This window comes from Mobilicoccus sp. (assembly GCF_032060985.1).
Taxonomy (GTDB): domain Bacteria; phylum Actinomycetota; class Actinomycetes; order Actinomycetales; family Dermatophilaceae; genus Mobilicoccus.
The window spans coordinates 1-16,639 of sequence record NZ_DAMBGD010000021.1; the positions used below are offsets into that span (position 1 = coordinate 1).

The 16,639-nt window shown below is 68.1% G+C and carries 29 protein-coding genes; 28 read left to right on the top strand and 1 reads right to left on the bottom strand.

What is annotated here, in order from left to right; genetic code table 11:
• Nucleotides 1-36: 36 nt before the first annotated feature.
• Nucleotides 37-1,344, bottom strand: a complete 1,308-nt coding sequence (locus RT054_RS14550; protein ID WP_313024950.1) for a hypothetical protein — start codon at nucleotides 1,342-1,344, stop codon at nucleotides 37-39.
• A gap of 109 nt (nucleotides 1,345-1,453) precedes the next feature.
• Between RT054_RS14550 and RT054_RS14555 the strand changes: the two genes are divergently transcribed.
• From RT054_RS14555 to rpsM, 28 genes are all read left to right on the top strand, one after another.
• The gene (locus RT054_RS14555; RefSeq protein WP_312718620.1) at nucleotides 1,454-2,275 is read left to right on the top strand and encodes an enoyl-CoA hydratase-related protein; all 822 of its coding nucleotides are present in this window, start codon (nucleotides 1,454-1,456) and stop codon (nucleotides 2,273-2,275) included.
• A gap of 450 nt (nucleotides 2,276-2,725) precedes the next feature.
• A complete protein-coding gene (rpsJ, locus tag RT054_RS14560) occupies nucleotides 2,726-3,034 on the top strand; it encodes a 30S ribosomal protein S10 (RefSeq protein ID WP_006502853.1) in 309 nt (102 codons plus the stop codon).
• Between the two features lie 11 nt (nucleotides 3,035-3,045).
• Nucleotides 3,046-3,708: a 50S ribosomal protein L3 gene (gene rplC, locus RT054_RS14565; RefSeq protein ID WP_313024955.1), complete on the top strand. Its 663-nt coding sequence runs from the start codon at nucleotides 3,046-3,048 to the stop codon at nucleotides 3,706-3,708.
• A gap of 7 nt (nucleotides 3,709-3,715) precedes the next feature.
• Nucleotides 3,716-4,366, top strand: coding sequence for a 50S ribosomal protein L4 (gene rplD / locus RT054_RS14570; RefSeq protein WP_312718612.1), 651 nt, complete (start codon nucleotides 3,716-3,718; stop codon nucleotides 4,364-4,366).
• On the top strand, nucleotides 4,363-4,662 hold the full coding sequence (gene rplW, locus RT054_RS14575) for a 50S ribosomal protein L23 (protein WP_312718611.1): 300 nt from the start codon (nucleotides 4,363-4,365) through the stop codon (nucleotides 4,660-4,662). The genes rplD and rplW overlap by 4 nt, the downstream gene beginning before the upstream one ends.
• Nucleotides 4,663-4,707: 45 nt before the next feature.
• Nucleotides 4,708-5,544: a 50S ribosomal protein L2 gene (gene rplB / locus RT054_RS14580; protein WP_312718610.1), complete on the top strand. Its 837-nt coding sequence runs from the start codon at nucleotides 4,708-4,710 to the stop codon at nucleotides 5,542-5,544.
• Between the two features lie 15 nt (nucleotides 5,545-5,559).
• Nucleotides 5,560-5,841 carry a 30S ribosomal protein S19 gene (gene rpsS, locus RT054_RS14585; protein WP_312718609.1) on the top strand — a complete coding sequence of 94 codons (282 nt, stop codon included), beginning with the start codon at nucleotides 5,560-5,562 and terminating at the stop codon, nucleotides 5,839-5,841.
• Between the two features lie 41 nt (nucleotides 5,842-5,882).
• Nucleotides 5,883-6,254, top strand: coding sequence for a 50S ribosomal protein L22 (gene rplV / locus RT054_RS14590; RefSeq protein ID WP_312718629.1), 372 nt, complete (start codon nucleotides 5,883-5,885; stop codon nucleotides 6,252-6,254).
• Entirely contained in the window at nucleotides 6,254-7,102 is an 849-nt protein-coding gene (gene rpsC, locus RT054_RS14595; protein ID WP_313024961.1) for a 30S ribosomal protein S3, read from the top strand. Before rplV ends, rpsC begins: the two co-directional genes overlap by 1 nt.
• Complete coding sequence (gene rplP / locus RT054_RS14600; protein ID WP_312718606.1) at nucleotides 7,102-7,521, top strand: 50S ribosomal protein L16; 420 nt, start codon at nucleotides 7,102-7,104, stop codon at nucleotides 7,519-7,521. The genes rpsC and rplP overlap by 1 nt, the downstream gene beginning before the upstream one ends.
• Nucleotides 7,521-7,748: a 50S ribosomal protein L29 gene (gene rpmC, locus RT054_RS14605; protein WP_312718605.1), complete on the top strand. Its 228-nt coding sequence runs from the start codon at nucleotides 7,521-7,523 to the stop codon at nucleotides 7,746-7,748. Before rplP ends, rpmC begins: the two co-directional genes overlap by 1 nt.
• A gap of 2 nt (nucleotides 7,749-7,750) precedes the next feature.
• Nucleotides 7,751-8,059, top strand: coding sequence for a 30S ribosomal protein S17 (gene rpsQ, locus RT054_RS14610; RefSeq protein WP_312718604.1), 309 nt, complete (start codon nucleotides 7,751-7,753; stop codon nucleotides 8,057-8,059).
• Between the two features lie 128 nt (nucleotides 8,060-8,187).
• On the top strand, nucleotides 8,188-8,556 hold the full coding sequence (gene rplN, locus RT054_RS14615; RefSeq protein WP_009483065.1) for a 50S ribosomal protein L14: 369 nt from the start codon (nucleotides 8,188-8,190) through the stop codon (nucleotides 8,554-8,556).
• Nucleotides 8,557-8,559: 3 nt separating this feature from the next.
• Nucleotides 8,560-8,913 carry a 50S ribosomal protein L24 gene (gene rplX, locus RT054_RS14620; protein WP_312718601.1) on the top strand — a complete coding sequence of 118 codons (354 nt, stop codon included), beginning with the start codon at nucleotides 8,560-8,562 and terminating at the stop codon, nucleotides 8,911-8,913.
• Complete coding sequence (gene rplE, locus RT054_RS14625) at nucleotides 8,913-9,485, top strand: 50S ribosomal protein L5 (protein WP_313024969.1); 573 nt, start codon at nucleotides 8,913-8,915, stop codon at nucleotides 9,483-9,485. Before rplX ends, rplE begins: the two co-directional genes overlap by 1 nt.
• A 2-nt stretch (nucleotides 9,486-9,487) precedes the next feature.
• The gene (locus RT054_RS14630; RefSeq protein ID WP_040160195.1) at nucleotides 9,488-9,673 is read left to right on the top strand and encodes a type Z 30S ribosomal protein S14; all 186 of its coding nucleotides are present in this window, start codon (nucleotides 9,488-9,490) and stop codon (nucleotides 9,671-9,673) included.
• A 92-nt stretch (nucleotides 9,674-9,765) separates the two neighbouring features.
• Complete coding sequence (rpsH, locus tag RT054_RS14635) at nucleotides 9,766-10,164, top strand: 30S ribosomal protein S8 (protein ID WP_312718593.1); 399 nt, start codon at nucleotides 9,766-9,768, stop codon at nucleotides 10,162-10,164.
• Between the two features lie 27 nt (nucleotides 10,165-10,191).
• Nucleotides 10,192-10,731: a 50S ribosomal protein L6 gene (rplF, locus tag RT054_RS14640; protein WP_312718591.1), complete on the top strand. Its 540-nt coding sequence runs from the start codon at nucleotides 10,192-10,194 to the stop codon at nucleotides 10,729-10,731.
• Nucleotides 10,731-11,105 carry a 50S ribosomal protein L18 gene (rplR, locus tag RT054_RS14645; protein ID WP_312718590.1) on the top strand — a complete coding sequence of 125 codons (375 nt, stop codon included), beginning with the start codon at nucleotides 10,731-10,733 and terminating at the stop codon, nucleotides 11,103-11,105. Before rplF ends, rplR begins: the two co-directional genes overlap by 1 nt.
• A gap of 40 nt (nucleotides 11,106-11,145) precedes the next feature.
• Nucleotides 11,146-11,787 (top strand): 30S ribosomal protein S5, encoded by a 642-nt coding sequence (gene rpsE / locus RT054_RS14650; protein ID WP_312718589.1) that lies wholly within the window; start codon nucleotides 11,146-11,148, stop codon nucleotides 11,785-11,787.
• Nucleotides 11,787-11,969, top strand: coding sequence for a 50S ribosomal protein L30 (gene rpmD, locus RT054_RS14655; protein WP_312718587.1), 183 nt, complete (start codon nucleotides 11,787-11,789; stop codon nucleotides 11,967-11,969). Before rpsE ends, rpmD begins: the two co-directional genes overlap by 1 nt.
• Before the next feature lies 1 nt (nucleotide 11,970).
• On the top strand, nucleotides 11,971-12,462 hold the full coding sequence (rplO, locus tag RT054_RS14660; protein WP_312718586.1) for a 50S ribosomal protein L15: 492 nt from the start codon (nucleotides 11,971-11,973) through the stop codon (nucleotides 12,460-12,462).
• Between the two features lie 178 nt (nucleotides 12,463-12,640).
• Nucleotides 12,641-13,954, top strand: a complete 1,314-nt coding sequence (gene secY / locus RT054_RS14665; protein WP_312718584.1) for a preprotein translocase subunit SecY — start codon at nucleotides 12,641-12,643, stop codon at nucleotides 13,952-13,954.
• Nucleotides 13,954-14,517 carry an adenylate kinase gene (locus RT054_RS14670; RefSeq protein WP_312718582.1) on the top strand — a complete coding sequence of 188 codons (564 nt, stop codon included), beginning with the start codon at nucleotides 13,954-13,956 and terminating at the stop codon, nucleotides 14,515-14,517. Before secY ends, RT054_RS14670 begins: the two co-directional genes overlap by 1 nt.
• Before the next feature lie 2 nt (nucleotides 14,518-14,519).
• Nucleotides 14,520-15,374: a type I methionyl aminopeptidase gene (gene map, locus RT054_RS14675; RefSeq protein WP_313024982.1), complete on the top strand. Its 855-nt coding sequence runs from the start codon at nucleotides 14,520-14,522 to the stop codon at nucleotides 15,372-15,374.
• A 253-nt stretch (nucleotides 15,375-15,627) separates the two neighbouring features.
• Entirely contained in the window at nucleotides 15,628-15,849 is a 222-nt protein-coding gene (gene infA, locus RT054_RS14680) for a translation initiation factor IF-1 (RefSeq protein WP_048696677.1), read from the top strand.
• A gap of 108 nt (nucleotides 15,850-15,957) precedes the next feature.
• Nucleotides 15,958-16,071, top strand: a complete 114-nt coding sequence (gene rpmJ, locus RT054_RS14685; protein WP_006592630.1) for a 50S ribosomal protein L36 — start codon at nucleotides 15,958-15,960, stop codon at nucleotides 16,069-16,071.
• A 175-nt stretch (nucleotides 16,072-16,246) separates the two neighbouring features.
• A complete protein-coding gene (rpsM, locus tag RT054_RS14690; protein WP_312718575.1) occupies nucleotides 16,247-16,624 on the top strand; it encodes a 30S ribosomal protein S13 in 378 nt (125 codons plus the stop codon).
• Nucleotides 16,625-16,639: the final 15 nt, after the last annotated feature.

Below are 16,639 nucleotides of genomic sequence, written 5' to 3' on the forward strand. Positions count from 1 at the left end.
GACTCTCATCATCCTTCCCAGGATTGAGAGCCTCCATCAGACCCGGGGCGATTCAGTCGACCGCGCCTCCGCATAGGCCGCGAGCGCACGGAATCCACTCCAGGTCGTGTTTCCCCATACGCCCGCTTGGGCCCCGGTGTTGATGCCGACGAGCTCGCGCTCCGCGTCGTCGTGGATCTCGAGCCAATCGGTGAGGTAGGCCCTGGCCGCGAGGATGGCACCGTCCACGTCGTCGACGACGTCGGGCACGCTGTCACCCGGGTCGAACTCGGTCTCCCAGAAGAGCGTGTGGATCTGGCGTTCGGCCAGCGCGAGCCGAAGCCGGTCGAGGTGACCTTTCGCCTGGTTGAGCTGAACGTGGACCGAATCCAGTTCCTCTCGAAGTTCCTCGAGCTCGAGTTCTTGGTCGAGGTGAACGAGGCCGTCGCCCATGGCCTCGGGGGTCAGCGGCGTGGGCCGCTGGCTCGACTGGCGCTCGAACACCGTGAAGACCTGGTGCAGGGGGCGCCGCGTCGACATCGTCGCAGCGGCGTAGAGAATCCGGTCGACCACCGCGCTCTCGCGGGACTCGAGGAGCATGCTGGTGTAGTACCGATGGCGGTACGCCTGACTCGGCGCCAGGGGAGCGCCGGGCGCATAGACACGGATGGCGCCGTCCCAGACGGCCAGCGTGTCGAGCCGGTCGCGGAAGGCGCGCGTCGCGTCGGCGTCGAGGACGACGACCGTCGCGATGCCGCGAGCGCGGGTCGTGATGCGATCCGCGATCCGGGCGAGCCCCGCCGCCCTCACCTCGTCGTCGACGCCGCTGACGACGATGACGGGGAGGGATCGGGCTTCGTCCTCGAGGAACGTGACGAGCAGCTCGATTCCGTCGGCGTTGACGTCGACCGTGTCGAGGCGAACAAGAGAGTTGCCGAGTCTCGGCCTGGCACAGGCGGCGACGAGGCCGTCGACGACACGTGGCCGGCCGACCGACACCCGCCGAGTGACGTCCTCGGTCTCCACGTGGTTCTCGACGCAGATGTGCGTGTCAGAGCCGGTCAGGGCGACCCGCACGGTCGTCACCCAGACGGTGCGTGGCGCGTCGGTGCTCTCATCTGCAACCGAACCCTCCCACGCCGCCGTGACGCCGTCGGTGTCTCCGAGACCCTCGGCAGAGACATCCGCAACCCTCACCGTGCGGCACCCACGACCGTCCGGCCGGTCGAACTGCATCTCCTCGCCCTCGACGGCGGTGGCGCCGGTTCCCTCCAGCGCCCACTGCTCGAACACCCGGCGGCACGGGTCGATCCCGGGTCGGTCGTCGCCCGCGTCCGCCCATGACGCCCGATAGACGAGACTCACGGCGTTCACCTCCTCGACCCGGAGGTCGGCAGCCCCGCGCCACCGCCGCCCACAGCGGTAGCGTGATCGCCATCGTCACACCGAACACTGCGAGAACGACCCCGAAAGCATGGAGGAACCAATGGACTTCGGCACGTACGAGACCCTCCTCGTCGAGCAGGACGGGGACGCCCTCGTCGTCACCGTCAACCGCCCGTCGGCGATGAACGCCCTCGCGGCGCAGGTCGTCGAGGACCTGTGGGCGCTCACCGAGGTTCTCGCGGGGGTGGGGCGAGACGGCGAGTGGCCCGTGCGGGGCGTCGTCGTCACCGGCGCGGGGGAGAAGGCGTTCGTCGCCGGGGCCGACATCGTCGAGATGAAGGACATGACGCCCGAGCAGGGCGAGCACTACAGCCGCCGGATGCAGGAGGTCACGACCCGCCTCGAGGGGCTTCCCGTGCCGGTCGTCGCGGCCGTCAACGGCTTCGCCCTCGGCGGCGGCTGCGAGCTCGCGATGGCGTGCGACTTCATCTACGCGAGCCGCAACGCCAAGTTCGGGCAGCCCGAGGTCAACCTCGGTCTCGTCCCCGGCTTCGGCGGCTCGGTCCGCCTCACCGACCGCGTGGGCATCGGCATGGCCCGCGAACTCATCTACACCGGCCGTGCGATCACCGCCGAGGAAGCGCACCGCATCGGCCTCGTCAACGCGCTGTTCGACGCTCCCGCAGACGTGGTGGCGGGAGCCAAGGCCGTCGTCGCCGAGATGGCAGGCAAGTCGGCGGTGGCGATCGGCCTGTGCAAGAGGCTCGTCGACGAGGCGGCTCCGCTGCCCACCGCCGCCGGCCTGGATCTCGAGGCCAAGAGCTTCCGGGAGGCATTCGGCACCGAGGACAAGGCCGAGGGCGTGCGCGCCTTCGTCGCCAAGGAGAAGCCGAGCTTCCCGGGCCGCTGACCCCATCCCACCTGAGACCGGAGGGTGGCGCTGAAACCGGAGGTCTTCACCTCCCGTTTCAGCGCCACCCTCCGGTGTGAGGTGACGAGGCGGTCGGGGGAGTGGCCCCGAAAGCGGGCCACCACGCCCCGATTTGGCTCTGGCACGCGGGTCTGACACACTAGGACGGTTGCTTGACGGCAGCATGCGCTGATTCGCGCCCCTTCGTGGGTGGGCAGATCGCGCAGACGCCGTCCCTCGCGAGAGGTGACTAGCACACGGATCCGTCCGTGAACCGGCTGGCTCTCGCGATCATCAGACCTCCGGTTCCGGCCGGGGCGACCAATACCGAAGGTGAGCACTTCGTGCTGCCTTCGGCCCAGCGGTACGGTGCGACACACCCGACCGCGGGGGTCGGCCCCACCGAACCGGATCCGCAGTGGAACGACAGGGAAGAGAGACGTAACGACGATGGCGGGACAGAAGATCCGCATCCGGTTGAAGTCGTACGACCACGAGGTCATCGACTCCTCGGCGCGCAAGATCGTCGACACGGTGACCCGTGCCGGTGCCACCGTGGTCGGCCCGGTGCCGCTGCCGACGGAGAAGAACGTCTTCGTCGTCATCCGGTCGCCCCACAAGTACAAGGACAGCCGCGAGCACTTCGAGATGCGCACGCACAAGCGCCTCATCGACATCGTGGACCCGACGCCCAAGGCCGTCGACTCGCTCATGCGTCTCGACCTGCCGGCCGACGTCAACATCGAGATCAAGCTCTGAGGGCAGTGCAGATGAGCATTTCTTCCAAGATCGAGCGCCCCGTCACGGGCGTGCTGGGCGAGAAGCTCGGCATGACCCAGATGTGGGACGCCGACAACCGCCTCGTTCCCGTGACCGTGGTCAAGGCCGGCCCCTGCGTCGTGACGCAGGTGCGCACCGAGGACGTCGACGGCTACAACGCCGTGCAGATCGCCTTCGGCGCCATCGACCCGCGCAAGGTGAACCAGCCCATGTCCGGCCACTTCGAGAAGGCCGGTGTCACGCCGCGCCGTCACCTCGTCGAGCTGCGCACCTCCGACGCCGGCACCTTCAGCGCCGGCCAGGAGGTCACCGCCGAGGCCTTCGAGGCCGGGCAGCGCGTCGACGTCGTCGGCCGCACCAAGGGCAAGGGTTTCGCCGGTGTCATGAAGCGTCACGGCTTCGCCGGTGTCTCCGCCAGCCACGGCGCGCACCGCAACCACCGCAAGCCGGGCTCCATCGGCGCCTGCGCCACGCCCTCGCGCGTGTTCAAGGGCCACCGCATGGCCGGCCGCATGGGTGGGGTCCGCCAGACGACCCAGAACCTGCAGATCCACGCCGTCGACGCCGAGCAGGGCCTCCTACTCATCAAGGGTGCCGTCCCCGGCCCCCGCGGCGCCGTCGTGCTCGTCCGCACCGCTGTGAAGGGAGCGTGACCAGACCATGACGACGATCGACGTCCGTGACCACACGGGTGCCGCCGCCGGTCGCACGGTCGACCTGCCCGCCGAGATCTTCGACGTGCAGACCAACGTGCCGCTCATCCACCAGGTCGTCGTGGCCCAGCAGGCCGCGGCCCGCCAGGGGACGCACTCCACCAAGACGCGCTCCGAGGTCCGTGGTGGTGGCCGCAAGCCGTACCGCCAGAAGGGCACCGGCCGCGCCCGCCAGGGTTCGACCCGCGCGCCGCAGTTCGCCGGTGGTGGCACCGTCCACGGCCCGCAGCCGCGCGACTACAGCCAGCGCACCCCCAAGAAGATGAAGGCCGCCGCCCTGCGCGGGGCCCTCTCCGACCGCGCGCGTCACGACCGCGTGCACGTCGTCACCGGTCTCGTCGAGGGGGAGTCCCCCTCGGCCCGCAACGCCGCCACGCTGATGGCCGCGCTCACCGAGCGCACCAACCAGCTCGTGGTCGTCGGTCGCGGTGACGAGACCGCGATGCTCTCGGTGCGCAACCTGCCGTCCGTGCACGTGCTGTTCGCCGACCAGCTGAACACCTACGACGTCCTGTGCGCGGACGACATCGTCTTCACCGAGGACGCCCTCGAGGCGTTCGTCGCCGCCGCCACGAAGTCCAAGGAGGTCGCCAAGTGAGCGCCCTGAACAAGGACCCCCGCGACGTCCTGCTCTCGCCGGTCGTCTCCGAGAAGTCGTACACGCTGATGGACGAGGGCAAGTACACCTTCCTCGTCGATCCGCGCGCCAACAAGACCGAGATCAAGATCGCCGTCGAGCAGATCTTCGACGTCAAGGTCTCCTCCGTCAACACGTTGAACCGCCCCGGCAAGACCCGTCGGACCCGGTTCGGGATGGGTAAGCGCAAGGACACCAAGCGCGCCATCGTCACCCTCAAGGAAGGCTCGATCGACGTCTTCGGTGGCGCGCGCTGAGCGCGCGCCCGAAGCCGATCGAATCGCTAAGGGAGAACTGATCTCATGGGTATCCGTAAGTACAAGCCGACGACGCCGGGGCGTCGCGGGAGCAGCGTCGCCGACTTCGTGGAGGTGACGCGCGACCAGCCCGAGAAGTCGCTGGTGCGCCCGCTCGCGAAGACCGGTGGTCGTAACAACCAGGGCCGCATCACGACCCGTCACATCGGTGGCGGCCACAAGCGCGCCTACCGCGTCATCGACTTCCGTCGTCACGACAAGGACGGCATCCCGGCCAAGGTCGCTCACATCGAGTACGACCCCAACCGCACCGCCCGCATCGCCCTCCTGCACTACGCGGACGGCGAGAAGCGCTACATCATCGCGCCGAACCGCCTCAAGCAGGGCGATCGGATCGAGAACGGCCCCGGGGCGGACATCAAGCCGGGCAACAACCTGCCGATGCGCAACATCCCCGTCGGTACCGTCATCCACGCGATCGAGCTCCGCCCCGGCGGCGGGGCCAAGATCGCCCGCTCCGCCGGTGCGCGAGTCCAGCTCGTCGCCAAGGAGGGCCGCTACGCCCAGCTGCGTATGCCCTCCGGTGAGATCCGCAACGTCGACGTCCGCTGCCGCGCGACGATCGGCGAGGTCGGCAACGCCGAGCAGAGCAACATCAACTGGGGCAAGGCCGGCCGCATGCGGTGGAAGGGCAAGCGCCCCACCGTCCGTGGTGTCGTCATGAACCCGGTGGACCACCCGCACGGTGGTGGTGAGGGTCGCACCTCCGGTGGACGTCACCCGGTCAGCCCCTGGGGCCAGCCGGAGGGTCGTACCCGCCGTCCCAACAAGGAGAGCGACAAGCTCATCGTCCGTCGTCGTCGTACCGGCAAGAAGCGCTGATAGGAGCCCGCTGATATGCCTCGCAGCCTGAAGAAGGGCCCCTTCATCGACGACCACCTTCAGAAGAAGGTGGACGCCCAGAACGAAGCGGGCAGCAAGAACGTCATCAAGACCTGGTCGCGCCGGTCGGTCATCGCGCCCGACTTCCTCGGCCACACCTTTGCCGTCCACGACGGTCGCAAGCACGTGCCGGTGTTCGTCACCGAGTCGATGGTCGGGCACAAGCTCGGCGAGTTCGCGCCGACGCGCACGTTCAAGGGTCACGTGAAGGACGACAAGAAGGGTCGTCGTCGCTGATGGCCGCTACGAAGTCGAAGAAGAGCCAGGAGGACGCCGTGATGCTCGAAGCCCGGGCACAGGCCCGTGGCGTGCGCGTCACGCCGATGAAGGCCCGCCGTGTCGTGGACCTCATCCGTGGCAAGCAGGCCCCCGAGGCCCTCGCCACGCTGCAGTTCGCGCCGCAGTCGGCGAGCGAGCCCGTGTACAAGGTGCTCGCCAGCGCCATCGCCAACGCCCGTCAGAAGGCCGAGCGCGAGTCGGTGCCGTTCGACGAGCGTGCGCTGGTCGTCACGACCGCGTACGTCGACGAGGGCCCCACGATGAAGCGGTTCCAGCCGCGGGCCCAGGGCCGCGCGTTCCGCATCAACAAGCGCACGAGCCACATCACCGTGCAGGTCAGCCAGCTCGAGACGAATGGAGGCGTTCGCTGATGGGTCAGAAGGTCAACCCGAACGGCTTCCGTCTCGGCATCACCACCGACCACGTGTCCCGGTGGTTCGCCGACAGCACCAAGGACGGCCAGCGCTACCGCGACTACGTCAAGGAGGACGTGGCGATCCGCAAGCTCATGTCCACGGGCATGGAGCGCGCCGGCATCAGCCGCGTCGAGATCGAGCGCACGCGTGACCGCGTCCGCGTCGACATCCACACGGCGCGTCCGGGCATCGTCATCGGTCGCCGCGGCGCCGAGGCCGACCGCATCCGCGGTGAGCTCGAGAAGCTCACGGGCAAGCAGGTGCAGCTCAACATCCTCGAGGTCAAGAACCCCGAGATGGACGCCCAGCTCGTCGCGCAGGGCATCGCCGAGCAGCTCTCCGCCCGCGTCTCCTTCCGTCGCGCGATGCGCAAGGGCATGCAGTCCTCGCTCCGCGCCGGCGCCAAGGGCATCCGCGTGCAGGTCTCCGGCCGTCTCGGCGGCGCCGAGATGAGCCGCACCGAGTTCTACCGCGAGGGTCGTGTGCCGCTGCACACCCTCCGCGCGAACATCGACTACGGCTTCTACGAGGCCCGCACCACCTTCGGCCGCATCGGCGTGAAGGTCTGGATCTACAAGGGCGACCTGACGTCCAAGGAGCTCGCGGCCCAGCAGGCCGCCGCTCCGGGTCGCGCCGGCCGTGGTGGCCCGCGCGGCGAGCGTCCCGCCCGTGGGCGCCGTCCCGGCGGCGAGCGTGGCGGAGACCGTGGGTCCCACGCGCCGCGCACGAACGAGAGCACGGGTGGCAGCGAGACGGCCGTGACGTCGGGCGCCCCCGCGACCACCGAGGGAGCAGAGTCCTGATGTTGATTCCCCGTCGAGTCAAGCACCGTAAGCAGCACCACCCGACCCGTCGCGGCATGGCGAAGGGCGGCACCGAGATCGCGTTCGGTGACTACGGCCTCCAGGCGCTCACGCCGGCCTACGTCACCAACCGTCAGATCGAGTCCGCTCGTATCGCGATGACCCGCTACATCAAGCGTGGCGGAAAGGTCTGGATCAACATCTACCCGGACCGCCCGCTCACCAAGAAGCCGGCCGAGACCCGCATGGGATCCGGTAAGGGTTCCCCCGAGTGGTGGGTCGCCAACGTCAAGCCGGGCCGCGTCATGTTCGAGCTCTCCGGCGTCAGCGAGGAGGTCGCTCGCGAGGCCATGCGCCTGGCGATGCACAAGCTCCCCATGAAGTGCCGATTCATCGCACGTGAGGGTGGTGACAACTGATGTCGAAGGACCTGGCAGCGGACGCGATCCGCGAGATGTCCGATGAGAAGCTCGCCGACGAGCTCAAGAAGGCCAAGGGTGAGCTGTTCAACCTGCGGTTCCAGTCCGCCACCGGCCAGCTCGAGAACAACAGCCGACTTCGCGCGGTCCGCAAGGACATCGCGCGGATCTACACGATCATGCGTGAGCGCGAGCTCAACATCGGCGGCCCGAAGGTGGCGAGCTGACCATGACGACCACTCCGGAGGAGAACACCGTGACCGACGAGACCGTCGAGACCGGCGAGGGCCGTAACTTCCGCAAGACCGCTCGCGGGTACGTCGTCAGCGACAAGATGGACAAGACCATCGTCGTCGAGGTCGAGGACCGCGTGAAGCACGCCCTCTACGGCAAGGTCATGCGTCGCACCAGCCGCCTGAAGGCGCACGACGAGAACAACGAGGCCGGAATCGGCGACCGCGTGCTCATCATGGAGACGCGTCCGCTGTCCGCCTCGAAGCGTTGGCGCCTCGTGCGCATCGTCGAGAAGGCCAAGTGATCCCGGGGGCGTCAGCCCTCCACCAGGCCCTCTCAACAGACCTCGGCCAGGCAGCTGGCCAGTAAGTTCCGCAAGGCTCACCGGGGGATTCCCCCGACTGAGAACCGGCGCGACGACAGGAGTATGAAGTGATCCAGCAGGAGTCGCGACTTCGCGTCGCCGACAACACCGGTGCCAAGGAGATCTTGTGCATCCGCGTGCTCGGTGGCTCCGGCCGGCGGTACGCCGGTATCGGTGACGTCATCGTCGGCGCGGTCAAGGACGCCATCCCTGGCGGCAACGTCAAGAAGGGCGATGTCGTCAAGGCCGTCATCGTCCGCACGAAGAAGGAGCGCCGTCGTCCCGACGGTTCCTACATCCGATTCGACGAGAACGCGGCCGTCATCCTCAAGAACGACGGTGACCCGCGTGGTACCCGCATCTTCGGCCCGGTGGGCCGCGAGCTGCGTGACAAGAAGTTCATGAAGATCATCTCGCTGGCCCCGGAGGTGCTGTAACCCATGGCCAAGATGAAGATCAAGAAGGGTGACCTCGTTCAGGTCATCTCCGGCCGCAAGCAGGACAAGGGCGGCGACCGCGGCAAGCAGGGCAAGGTCATCGAGGTGTACCCGGAGACGCAGCGTGTGCTCGTCGAGGGCATCAACCGCATCACCAAGCACACCCGTGCGAGCCAGCGCGGCGCCGGCGGCATCGTCCAGGTCGAGGCCCCGATCCACGTGAGCAACGTGATGATCGTGGACCCGGAGACGAAGAAGCCGACCCGGATCCGCACGCGGGTCGAGACGGTCGAGCGCAACGGCAAGACGAAGACGCAGCGCGTCCGGGTCTCCGTGCGCTCCGGGAAGGACCTCTGATGAGCGAGACCACCATGAGCACGGCCCCCGAGGCCCGTCTGCGGCTCAAGTACCGCGACGAGATCAAGGGCAAGCTGCAGGACGAGTTCTCCTACGAGAACGTCATGCAGATCCCCGGTGTCGTCAAGGTCGTCGTCAACATGGGTGTCGGCGAGGCCGCCAAGGACAGCAAGCGCATCGAGGGCGCGGTCCGCGACCTCACGGCGATCACCGGTCAGAAGCCGGTCGTCACCAAGGCGCGCAAGTCGATCGCCCAGTTCAAGCTCCGTGAGGGCATGCCGATCGGCTGCCACACGACGCTGCGTGGCGAGCGCATGTGGGAGTTCCTCGACCGTCTCGTGACCGTGGCGCTGCCGCGTATCCGTGACTTCCGGGGTCTGTCGCCCAAGCAGTTCGACGGCCGCGGCAACTACACGTTCGGTCTCAACGAGCAGTCCATGTTCCACGAGATCGATCAGGACAAGATCGACCACGTGCGCGGTATGGACATCACCGTCGTCACGACGGCGACCAACGACGACGAGGGCCGTGCGCTGCTGCGTCACCTCGGATTCCCGTTCAAGGAGAACTGATCGTGGCCAAGACCGCACTGATCAACAAGGCCAATCGCAAGCCGAAGTTCAAGGTCCGCGCCTACACCCGCTGCCAGCGGTGCGGCCGGCCCCACTCGGTGTACCGCAAGTTCGGCCTGTGCCGAGTTTGCCTGCGCGAGATGGCTCACCGCGGTGAGCTGCCCGGCGTGACCAAGAGCAGCTGGTAACAGCTCGTCCACTCAACACACTTCTACACCGAAGGTCTGCCGCACAGCAGGTGCGGGAGAAACCGCGGTGAGGAAGGGCGGAGAAGCCCAAAATGACGATGACAGACCCCATCGCGGACATGCTCACCCGCGTGCGTAACGCCAACTCGGCGCACCACGACGCAGTGTCCATGCCGTTTTCGAAGCTCAAGTCCAACATCGCGGAGATCCTCACGTCCGAGGGTTACATCGCGGGTTGGAAGGTCGAGGACGCCGAGGTCGGCAAGACGCTGACCATCGAGCTGAAGTACGGCCCCAACCGTGAGCGCTCCATCTCCGGCGTGCGCCGCGTGTCCAAGCCCGGACTCCGCGTGTACGCGAAGTCGACCAACCTGCCCAAGGTCCTCGGTGGTCTCGGCGTGGCGATCATCTCCACGTCCTCCGGCCTCCTCACGGACAAGCAGGCCGCCAACAAGGGTGTGGGTGGGGAAGTCCTCGCCTACGTCTGGTAATCCGAGAAGTAGGAAGGAGACCAGGCAATGTCCCGAATCGGACGACTCCCCATCACCATTCCCTCCGGCGTCGACGTGACCATCGACGGCCAGGCCGTCTCGGTCAAGGGCCCCAAGGGCCAGCTGGCCATGAACGTGTCCGAGCCGATCCGCGTCGCCCGCGACGAGGACGGGGCCATCGCGGTCACGCGCCCCGACGACGAGCGCGAGTCGCGTTCGCTCCACGGCCTCACCCGCACGCTCATCGCCAACATGGTCGAGGGCGTCACCAACGGGTACGAGAAGAAGATGGAGATCTTCGGCACCGGTTACCGCGTGCAGAACAAGGGGGGCAACCTCGAGTTCGCGCTCGGCTACAGCCACTCGATCACCGTCGAGGCCCCCGAGGGCATCAGCTTCACGGTCGAGGGACCCACGAAGTTCGCCATCCAGGGCATCGACAAGCAGCTCGTCGGTGAGACCGCTGCCAACATCCGCAAGCTGCGCAAGCCCGACCCCTACAAGGGCAAGGGTGTGCGGTACGCGGGCGAGCACATTCGCCGCAAGGTCGGAAAGGCTGGTAAGTGATGGCACTCACGATCAAGCGCGGCAAGAGCAAGGCCGCTGCCCGCACGCGTCGCCACTTCCGTCTGCGCAAGCGCATCACGGGGACCGCGGTCCGTCCGCGCCTCGTGGTCACGCGCTCGTCGCGACACATGTTCGTCCAGGTCGTGGACGACGCCGAGGGTCGTACCCTCGCCTCGGCCTCCACCATGGAGGCGGACCTGCGCAGCTTCGACGGCGACAAGACCGCCAAGGCGCGCAAGGTCGGCGAGCTCGTGGCCCAGCGGGCCAAGGACGCCGGCATCGACGCGGTCGTGTTCGACCGCGGCGGCAACAAGTACCACGGGCGCGTCGCGGCGATCGCCGAGGGCGCCCGAGAGGGAGGTCTGTCGCTGTGAGCGCGATGTCGACCCGCAACGAGAAGAAGAGGAACGTCTGATGGCTGGACCCCAGCGCCGAGGCACCGGCGCCGGCGACTCCGCCGGCGCCACCAACGAGCGGGGCGACCGCCGCGGCGGTCGCGACCGCAACGACAACCGTCGCGGTGGACGTGACGACGAGCGCGGCCAGTTCCTGGAGCGCGTCGTCACCATCAACCGCGTCTCCAAGGTCGTCAAGGGCGGACGCCGGTTCAGCTTCACCGCCCTCGTGGTCGTCGGCGACGGTGACGGCACCGTCGGCGTCGGTTACGGCAAGGCCAAGGAAGTTCCGGCGGCGATCGCCAAGGGCGTCGAGGAGGCCAAGAAGGCCTTCTTCCGCGTCCCGCGCATCCAGAACACCATCCCGCACCCGGTCCAGGGTGAGGCCGCGGCCGGCGTCGTGCTCCTGCGCCCGGCGTCGCCCGGTACCGGTGTCATCGCCGGTGGTCCGGTGCGCGCCGTGCTCGAGTGCGCCGGCATCCACGACGTCCTGAGCAAGTCGCTCGGCTCGCAGAACGCGATCAACATCGTCCACGCGACGGTGGAGGCGCTCAAGCAGCTCGAGCAGCCCGAGGCCGTGGCCGCGCGCCGTGGTCTCCCGCTCGAGGACGTCGCCCCGGCGGCCATGCTGCGCGCCCGCGCCGCGGGGGTGAACGCCTGATGGCTCAGCTCAAGGTGACGCAGACGCGTTCCGAGATCGGTTGCAAGCAGAACCAGCGCGAGACGCTGCGCTCGCTCGGTCTCAAGCGCATCGGCGACGTCGTCGTCAAGGAGGACCGCCCCGAGATCCGCGGGATGGTCCGGACCGTGACGCACCTCGTCACGATGGAGGAGGTTGACTGACATGGCCGACGAGACCCAGGCCACCGAGCCGACCTCGGGCGCGGGCAAGGCCCACGCGCTCAAGGTCCACCACCTTCGCCCGGCTCCCGGCGCCAAGACCGCACGCACCCGCGTCGGTCGCGGTGAGGGCAGCAAGGGCAAGACCGCCGGTCGCGGTACCAAGGGCACGAAGGCCCGCTACCAGGTTCCGGAGCGCTTCGAGGGCGGCCAGATGCCGCTGCACATGCGCCTCCCGAAGCTGCGCGGGTTCACCAACCCCTTCCGCACCGAGTACCAGGTCGTGAACCTGGACAAGATCGGGTCCCTCTTCCCCGAGGGCGGCGACGTCACCGTCGACGCGCTCGTGGAGAAGGGTGCCGTTCGCAAGGGGCACCTCGTGAAGGTGCTCGGCCAGGGCGACATCAGCGTCGCGGTCAACGTCTCCGCCCACCGGTTCTCCGGGTCGGCGAAGTCGAAGATCGAGGCCGCCGGAGGCTCCGTCACGGAGCTCTGAGCGTCGCGCTGACCAGCGGCGATGAATGACGACAGCACCCCGCGTGCCGGTGACTCCGGACGCGGGGTGCTATCGTTTTCAAGGGGATTCGCCAGCCCTGTTCGTGATCGATCGACTTGTCGGAGCCGGCGAGGGGGACCCGCCGCCACGTGCTCCAGACCCCTGGGAGGGTTCACCAGTGCTCACCGCGTTCGTCCGTGCCTTCAAGACGCCGGACCTGCGTCGCAAGATTCTCTTCACCCTCATGGTGATGGCGATCTTCCGGCTCGGCTCGTTCATTCCCACCCCCGGCGTCAGCTACAACGACGTACAGCAGTGCGTGCAGACCGGCGGGGCGCAGGACAACCAGTTCCTCGGGATGGCCAACCTCTTCAGCGGCGGCGCGATGCTGCAGCTGTCCATCTTCGCGCTGGGGATCATGCCGTACATCACGGCCAGCATCATCATCCAGCTGCTCACCGTCGTCATTCCGCGCTTCGAGACCCTCAAACAGGAGGGGCAGAGCGGTCAGGCCAAGATGACGCAGTACACCCGGTACCTCACGATCGGTCTGGCGCTGCTGCAGAGCTCGACCTTCGTGACGTTCGCCCGCAACCCGGGTCACCTCTTCGGTGGCGGTTGTGAGCGCGTCCTCGTCGACGAGCACTGGACGACGCTGTCGCTCATCGTGCTCACGATGACCGCCGGCACGGGCCTCATCATGTGGATGGGTGAGCTCATCACCGAGAAGGGGATCGGCAACGGCATGTCGTTGCTCATCTTCACCTCGATCGTCGCCGGCTTCCCCGGGTCGCTCTGGGCCATCCAGCAGAAGGGTGGCAGCTGGGACGTCTTCTTCATCGTCATCCTCATCGGGCTGCTCATCATCTGTGCGGTCGTCTTCGTCGAGCAGTGTCAGCGCCGCATCCCGGTGCAGTACGCCAAGCGGATGATCGGGCGCCGGATGTACGGCGGCACCTCGACCTACATCCCGCTCAAGGTCAACCAGGCCGGCGTCATCCCGGTGATCTTCGCGAGTTCGATGCTCGCGCTCCCGGGCCTGGCCGTGCAGTTCTACCAGAGCAATCCCAACCCGCCGGCGTGGGCGACGTGGGTCAGCCAGAACCTCGTGCGCGGCGACCACCCCGTCTACATGGCGGTGTACACCCTGCTCATCATCTTCTTCACGTTCTTCTACGTCTCCATCTCCTTCAACCCCGAGGAAGTGGCGGACAACATGAAGAAGTACGGCGGCTTCATCCCCGGGATCCGGGCCGGTCGGCCTACGGTGGAGTACCTCAGCTACGTGCTCAATCGCGTCATCGTCGTGGGCGCCACCTACCTGGCGCTCATCTCGTTGATCCCGCTCATCGCCTTCGCCGGTCTGGGGGCGTCGCAGAACTTCCCCTTCGGCGGCACGTCCGTGCTCATCATGGTCGGCGTCGGGCTGGAGACGGTGAAGCAGATCGAGTCGCAGCTGCAGCAGCGCCACTACGAAGGGTTCCTACGCTGATGCGACTCATCATCCTCGGTCCGCCCGGTGCCGGTAAGGGCACGCAGGCCTCCCGTATCGCCGACCGGCTGTCGATCCCCGCGATCTCCACCGGCGACATCTTCCGCGCCAACATCAAGAACGAGACCGAGCTGGGTCTGCAGGTCAAGGAACTCCTTGCCGCAGGCCGGTTCGTGCCCGACGACGTCACCAACTCCATCGTCGAGAACCGTCTCGCCGAGGACGACGCGCGCAACGGTTTCCTCCTCGACGGGTACCCGCGGACGCTGGAGCAGGTCCGCGCGCTCGACGACATGCTCGCGAAGCACGGGACGGAACTCGACAAGGTGCTCGAGCTCGTCGTCGACGTCGACGAGGTCGTGGGTCGGCTGCTGCGTCGCGCCGAGATCGAGGGTCGCGAGGACGACACCGAGGACGTCATCCGTGAGCGGATGCGGGTCTACACCGAGGAGACGGCGCCGTTGTCCGCCGTCTACCGGGAGAAGGGTCTGCTCGTCGAGGTCGACGGCATGGGTGAGGTCGACGAGATCACCGCGCGGATCAGCGACGCCCTGGGCGCCTGAGCGTGTGGTCACCCCCGTGGTCCGAGCGGCTGCCCGCGCGCTCGCCCGATGAGGTCGAGGCGATGCGGGTCGCCGGAACCGTCGTCGCCGAGACGCTGGCCGCCGTGAAGGCGGCGTTGCGCCCCGGCGCGACCACGGGGGAGATCGACGCCCTCGCGGAGGCGTACATCCGCTCCCGCGGGGCCCGGCCGTCCTTCCCGGACGTGCCCGGCTACCGCCACACCCTGTGCGTCAGCGTCAACGACGAGGTCGTCCACGGGATCCCCGGCCCCCGCCGTCTCGAGGCGGGCGACGTCGTGAGCGTCGACTGCGGCGCGAGCGTCGAGGGTTGGCACGGCGATTCCGCGATCACCGCGGTGGTCGGTGGAGCACAGGCGGCCCGCCCCCAGGACCTCGAGCTCATCGACGCCTGCACCGACGCCCTGTGGGCCGGCATCGGGGCGTTCGTCGTCGGTGGCCGGCTCTTCGACGTGGGGGAGGCCGTCGAGGCCTCGGTCGATCACTCCGCCGCCCGACTGGGCCGGGAGACCTTCGGAATCCTCGACGGCTACGAGGGCCACGGGATCGGGCGGGAGATGCACGAACGGCCCGGCGTGCCCAACGTGGCGGTCCGCGCCAGGGGGCCCCGCATCCGACCCGGCGCCACCGTCGCGATCGAGCCGATGATCACCCTCGGCACCGAGGTGGGGCACACGCTCACCGACGGGTGGACGGTCGTCACCACCGACGGGTCCCGCGGCGCCCACGTCGAGCACACCGTGGCGGCCACGCCCGAGGGGCCGTGGGTCCTCACGGCGTCGGACGGGGGCCGGGCCGAACTCACCCGCCGGGGTCTGCCCTGCGGCGCACCGGCCTGACGTCGCGCCTCCTGGCAGGCGATTCGCCCGGCACGCACCTCGTGCACTAGACTTACACGTCGGCTCAGGTGTGTCGTCGTGCCCTCATGCCCGGAGGTCCCCTCCAGGTCCGCAGGCCGCGACGCCGAACCCCCGCTGCGGGGTGTCGACACACACTCATGAGACGAGTTTCCCCCTCCGACCGGTGGGGGTCCGACGGTCCGCCGTCGGAACGACAACGCCCCGATCGGGGCAGTCAGGGATTGCGGAGGACATGGCCAAGAAGGACGGCGTCATCGAGGTCGAGGGCACGATCGTCGAAGCCCTGCCCAACGCGATGTTCCGCGTGGAGTTGAGCAACGGCCACAAGGTCCTCGCTCACATCTCGGGCAAGATGCGTCAGCACTACATCCGGATCCTCCCCGAGGACCGCGTCGTGGTGGAGCTCAGCCCGTACGACCTCACTCGCGGCCGCATCGTCTTCCGCTACCGCTGAGACCCGCCGCCGGCGACCGCCGGTGGTACCGAACACCCTCCGGTGAACCAGGCGCGCGATCCGTCGCGGGCACGGTGAGCCGGAGACCGATCTGAAGACGGCAGGCACATGAAGGTTCAGCCCAGCGTCAAGAAGATCTGCGACAAGTGCAAGGTGATCCGCCGCAACGGCCGGGTCATGGTGATCTGCGAGAACCTGCGCCACAAGCAGCGCCAGGGCTGATCCCCCCACCACGCACCACCCGCTGATCCCGACGCGAGACAGCATCACGCTTCACCCGGCCCCGAACGAGAGTTCGGACGTCACCCCCGGCTCGGAGGCCGGGGACCGGGCGCCCCGCGCGCATCCGGAACGGTGAGGCCCCAGACCTCCGAGCGACAACAGGAGAACCACCTCAATGGCACGTATTGCCGGAGTCGACCTCCCGCGCGAGAAGCGCGTCGAGATCGCTCTCACCTACATCTTCGGCGTGGGCCGCACTCGCGCGAAGGAGGCTGTCGCCGCCGCCGGCATCGACCCCTCCACCCGCGTGCGCGACCTCTCCGAGCAGGACCTGGTCACGCTGCGCGACTGGCTGGACGAGAACGTCCAGACCGAGGGTGACCTCCGCCGCGAGATCGCCGCCGACATCCGCCGCAAGGTCGAGATCGGTAGCTACCAGGGTCTGCGTCACCGCCGCGGGCTCCCGGTCCGCGGCCAGCGCACCAAGACGAACGCGCGCACCCGCAAGGGCCCGAAGCGCACGGTCGCCGGCAAGAAGAAGGCGGGTAAGTGACGCACGGCTGAGGCC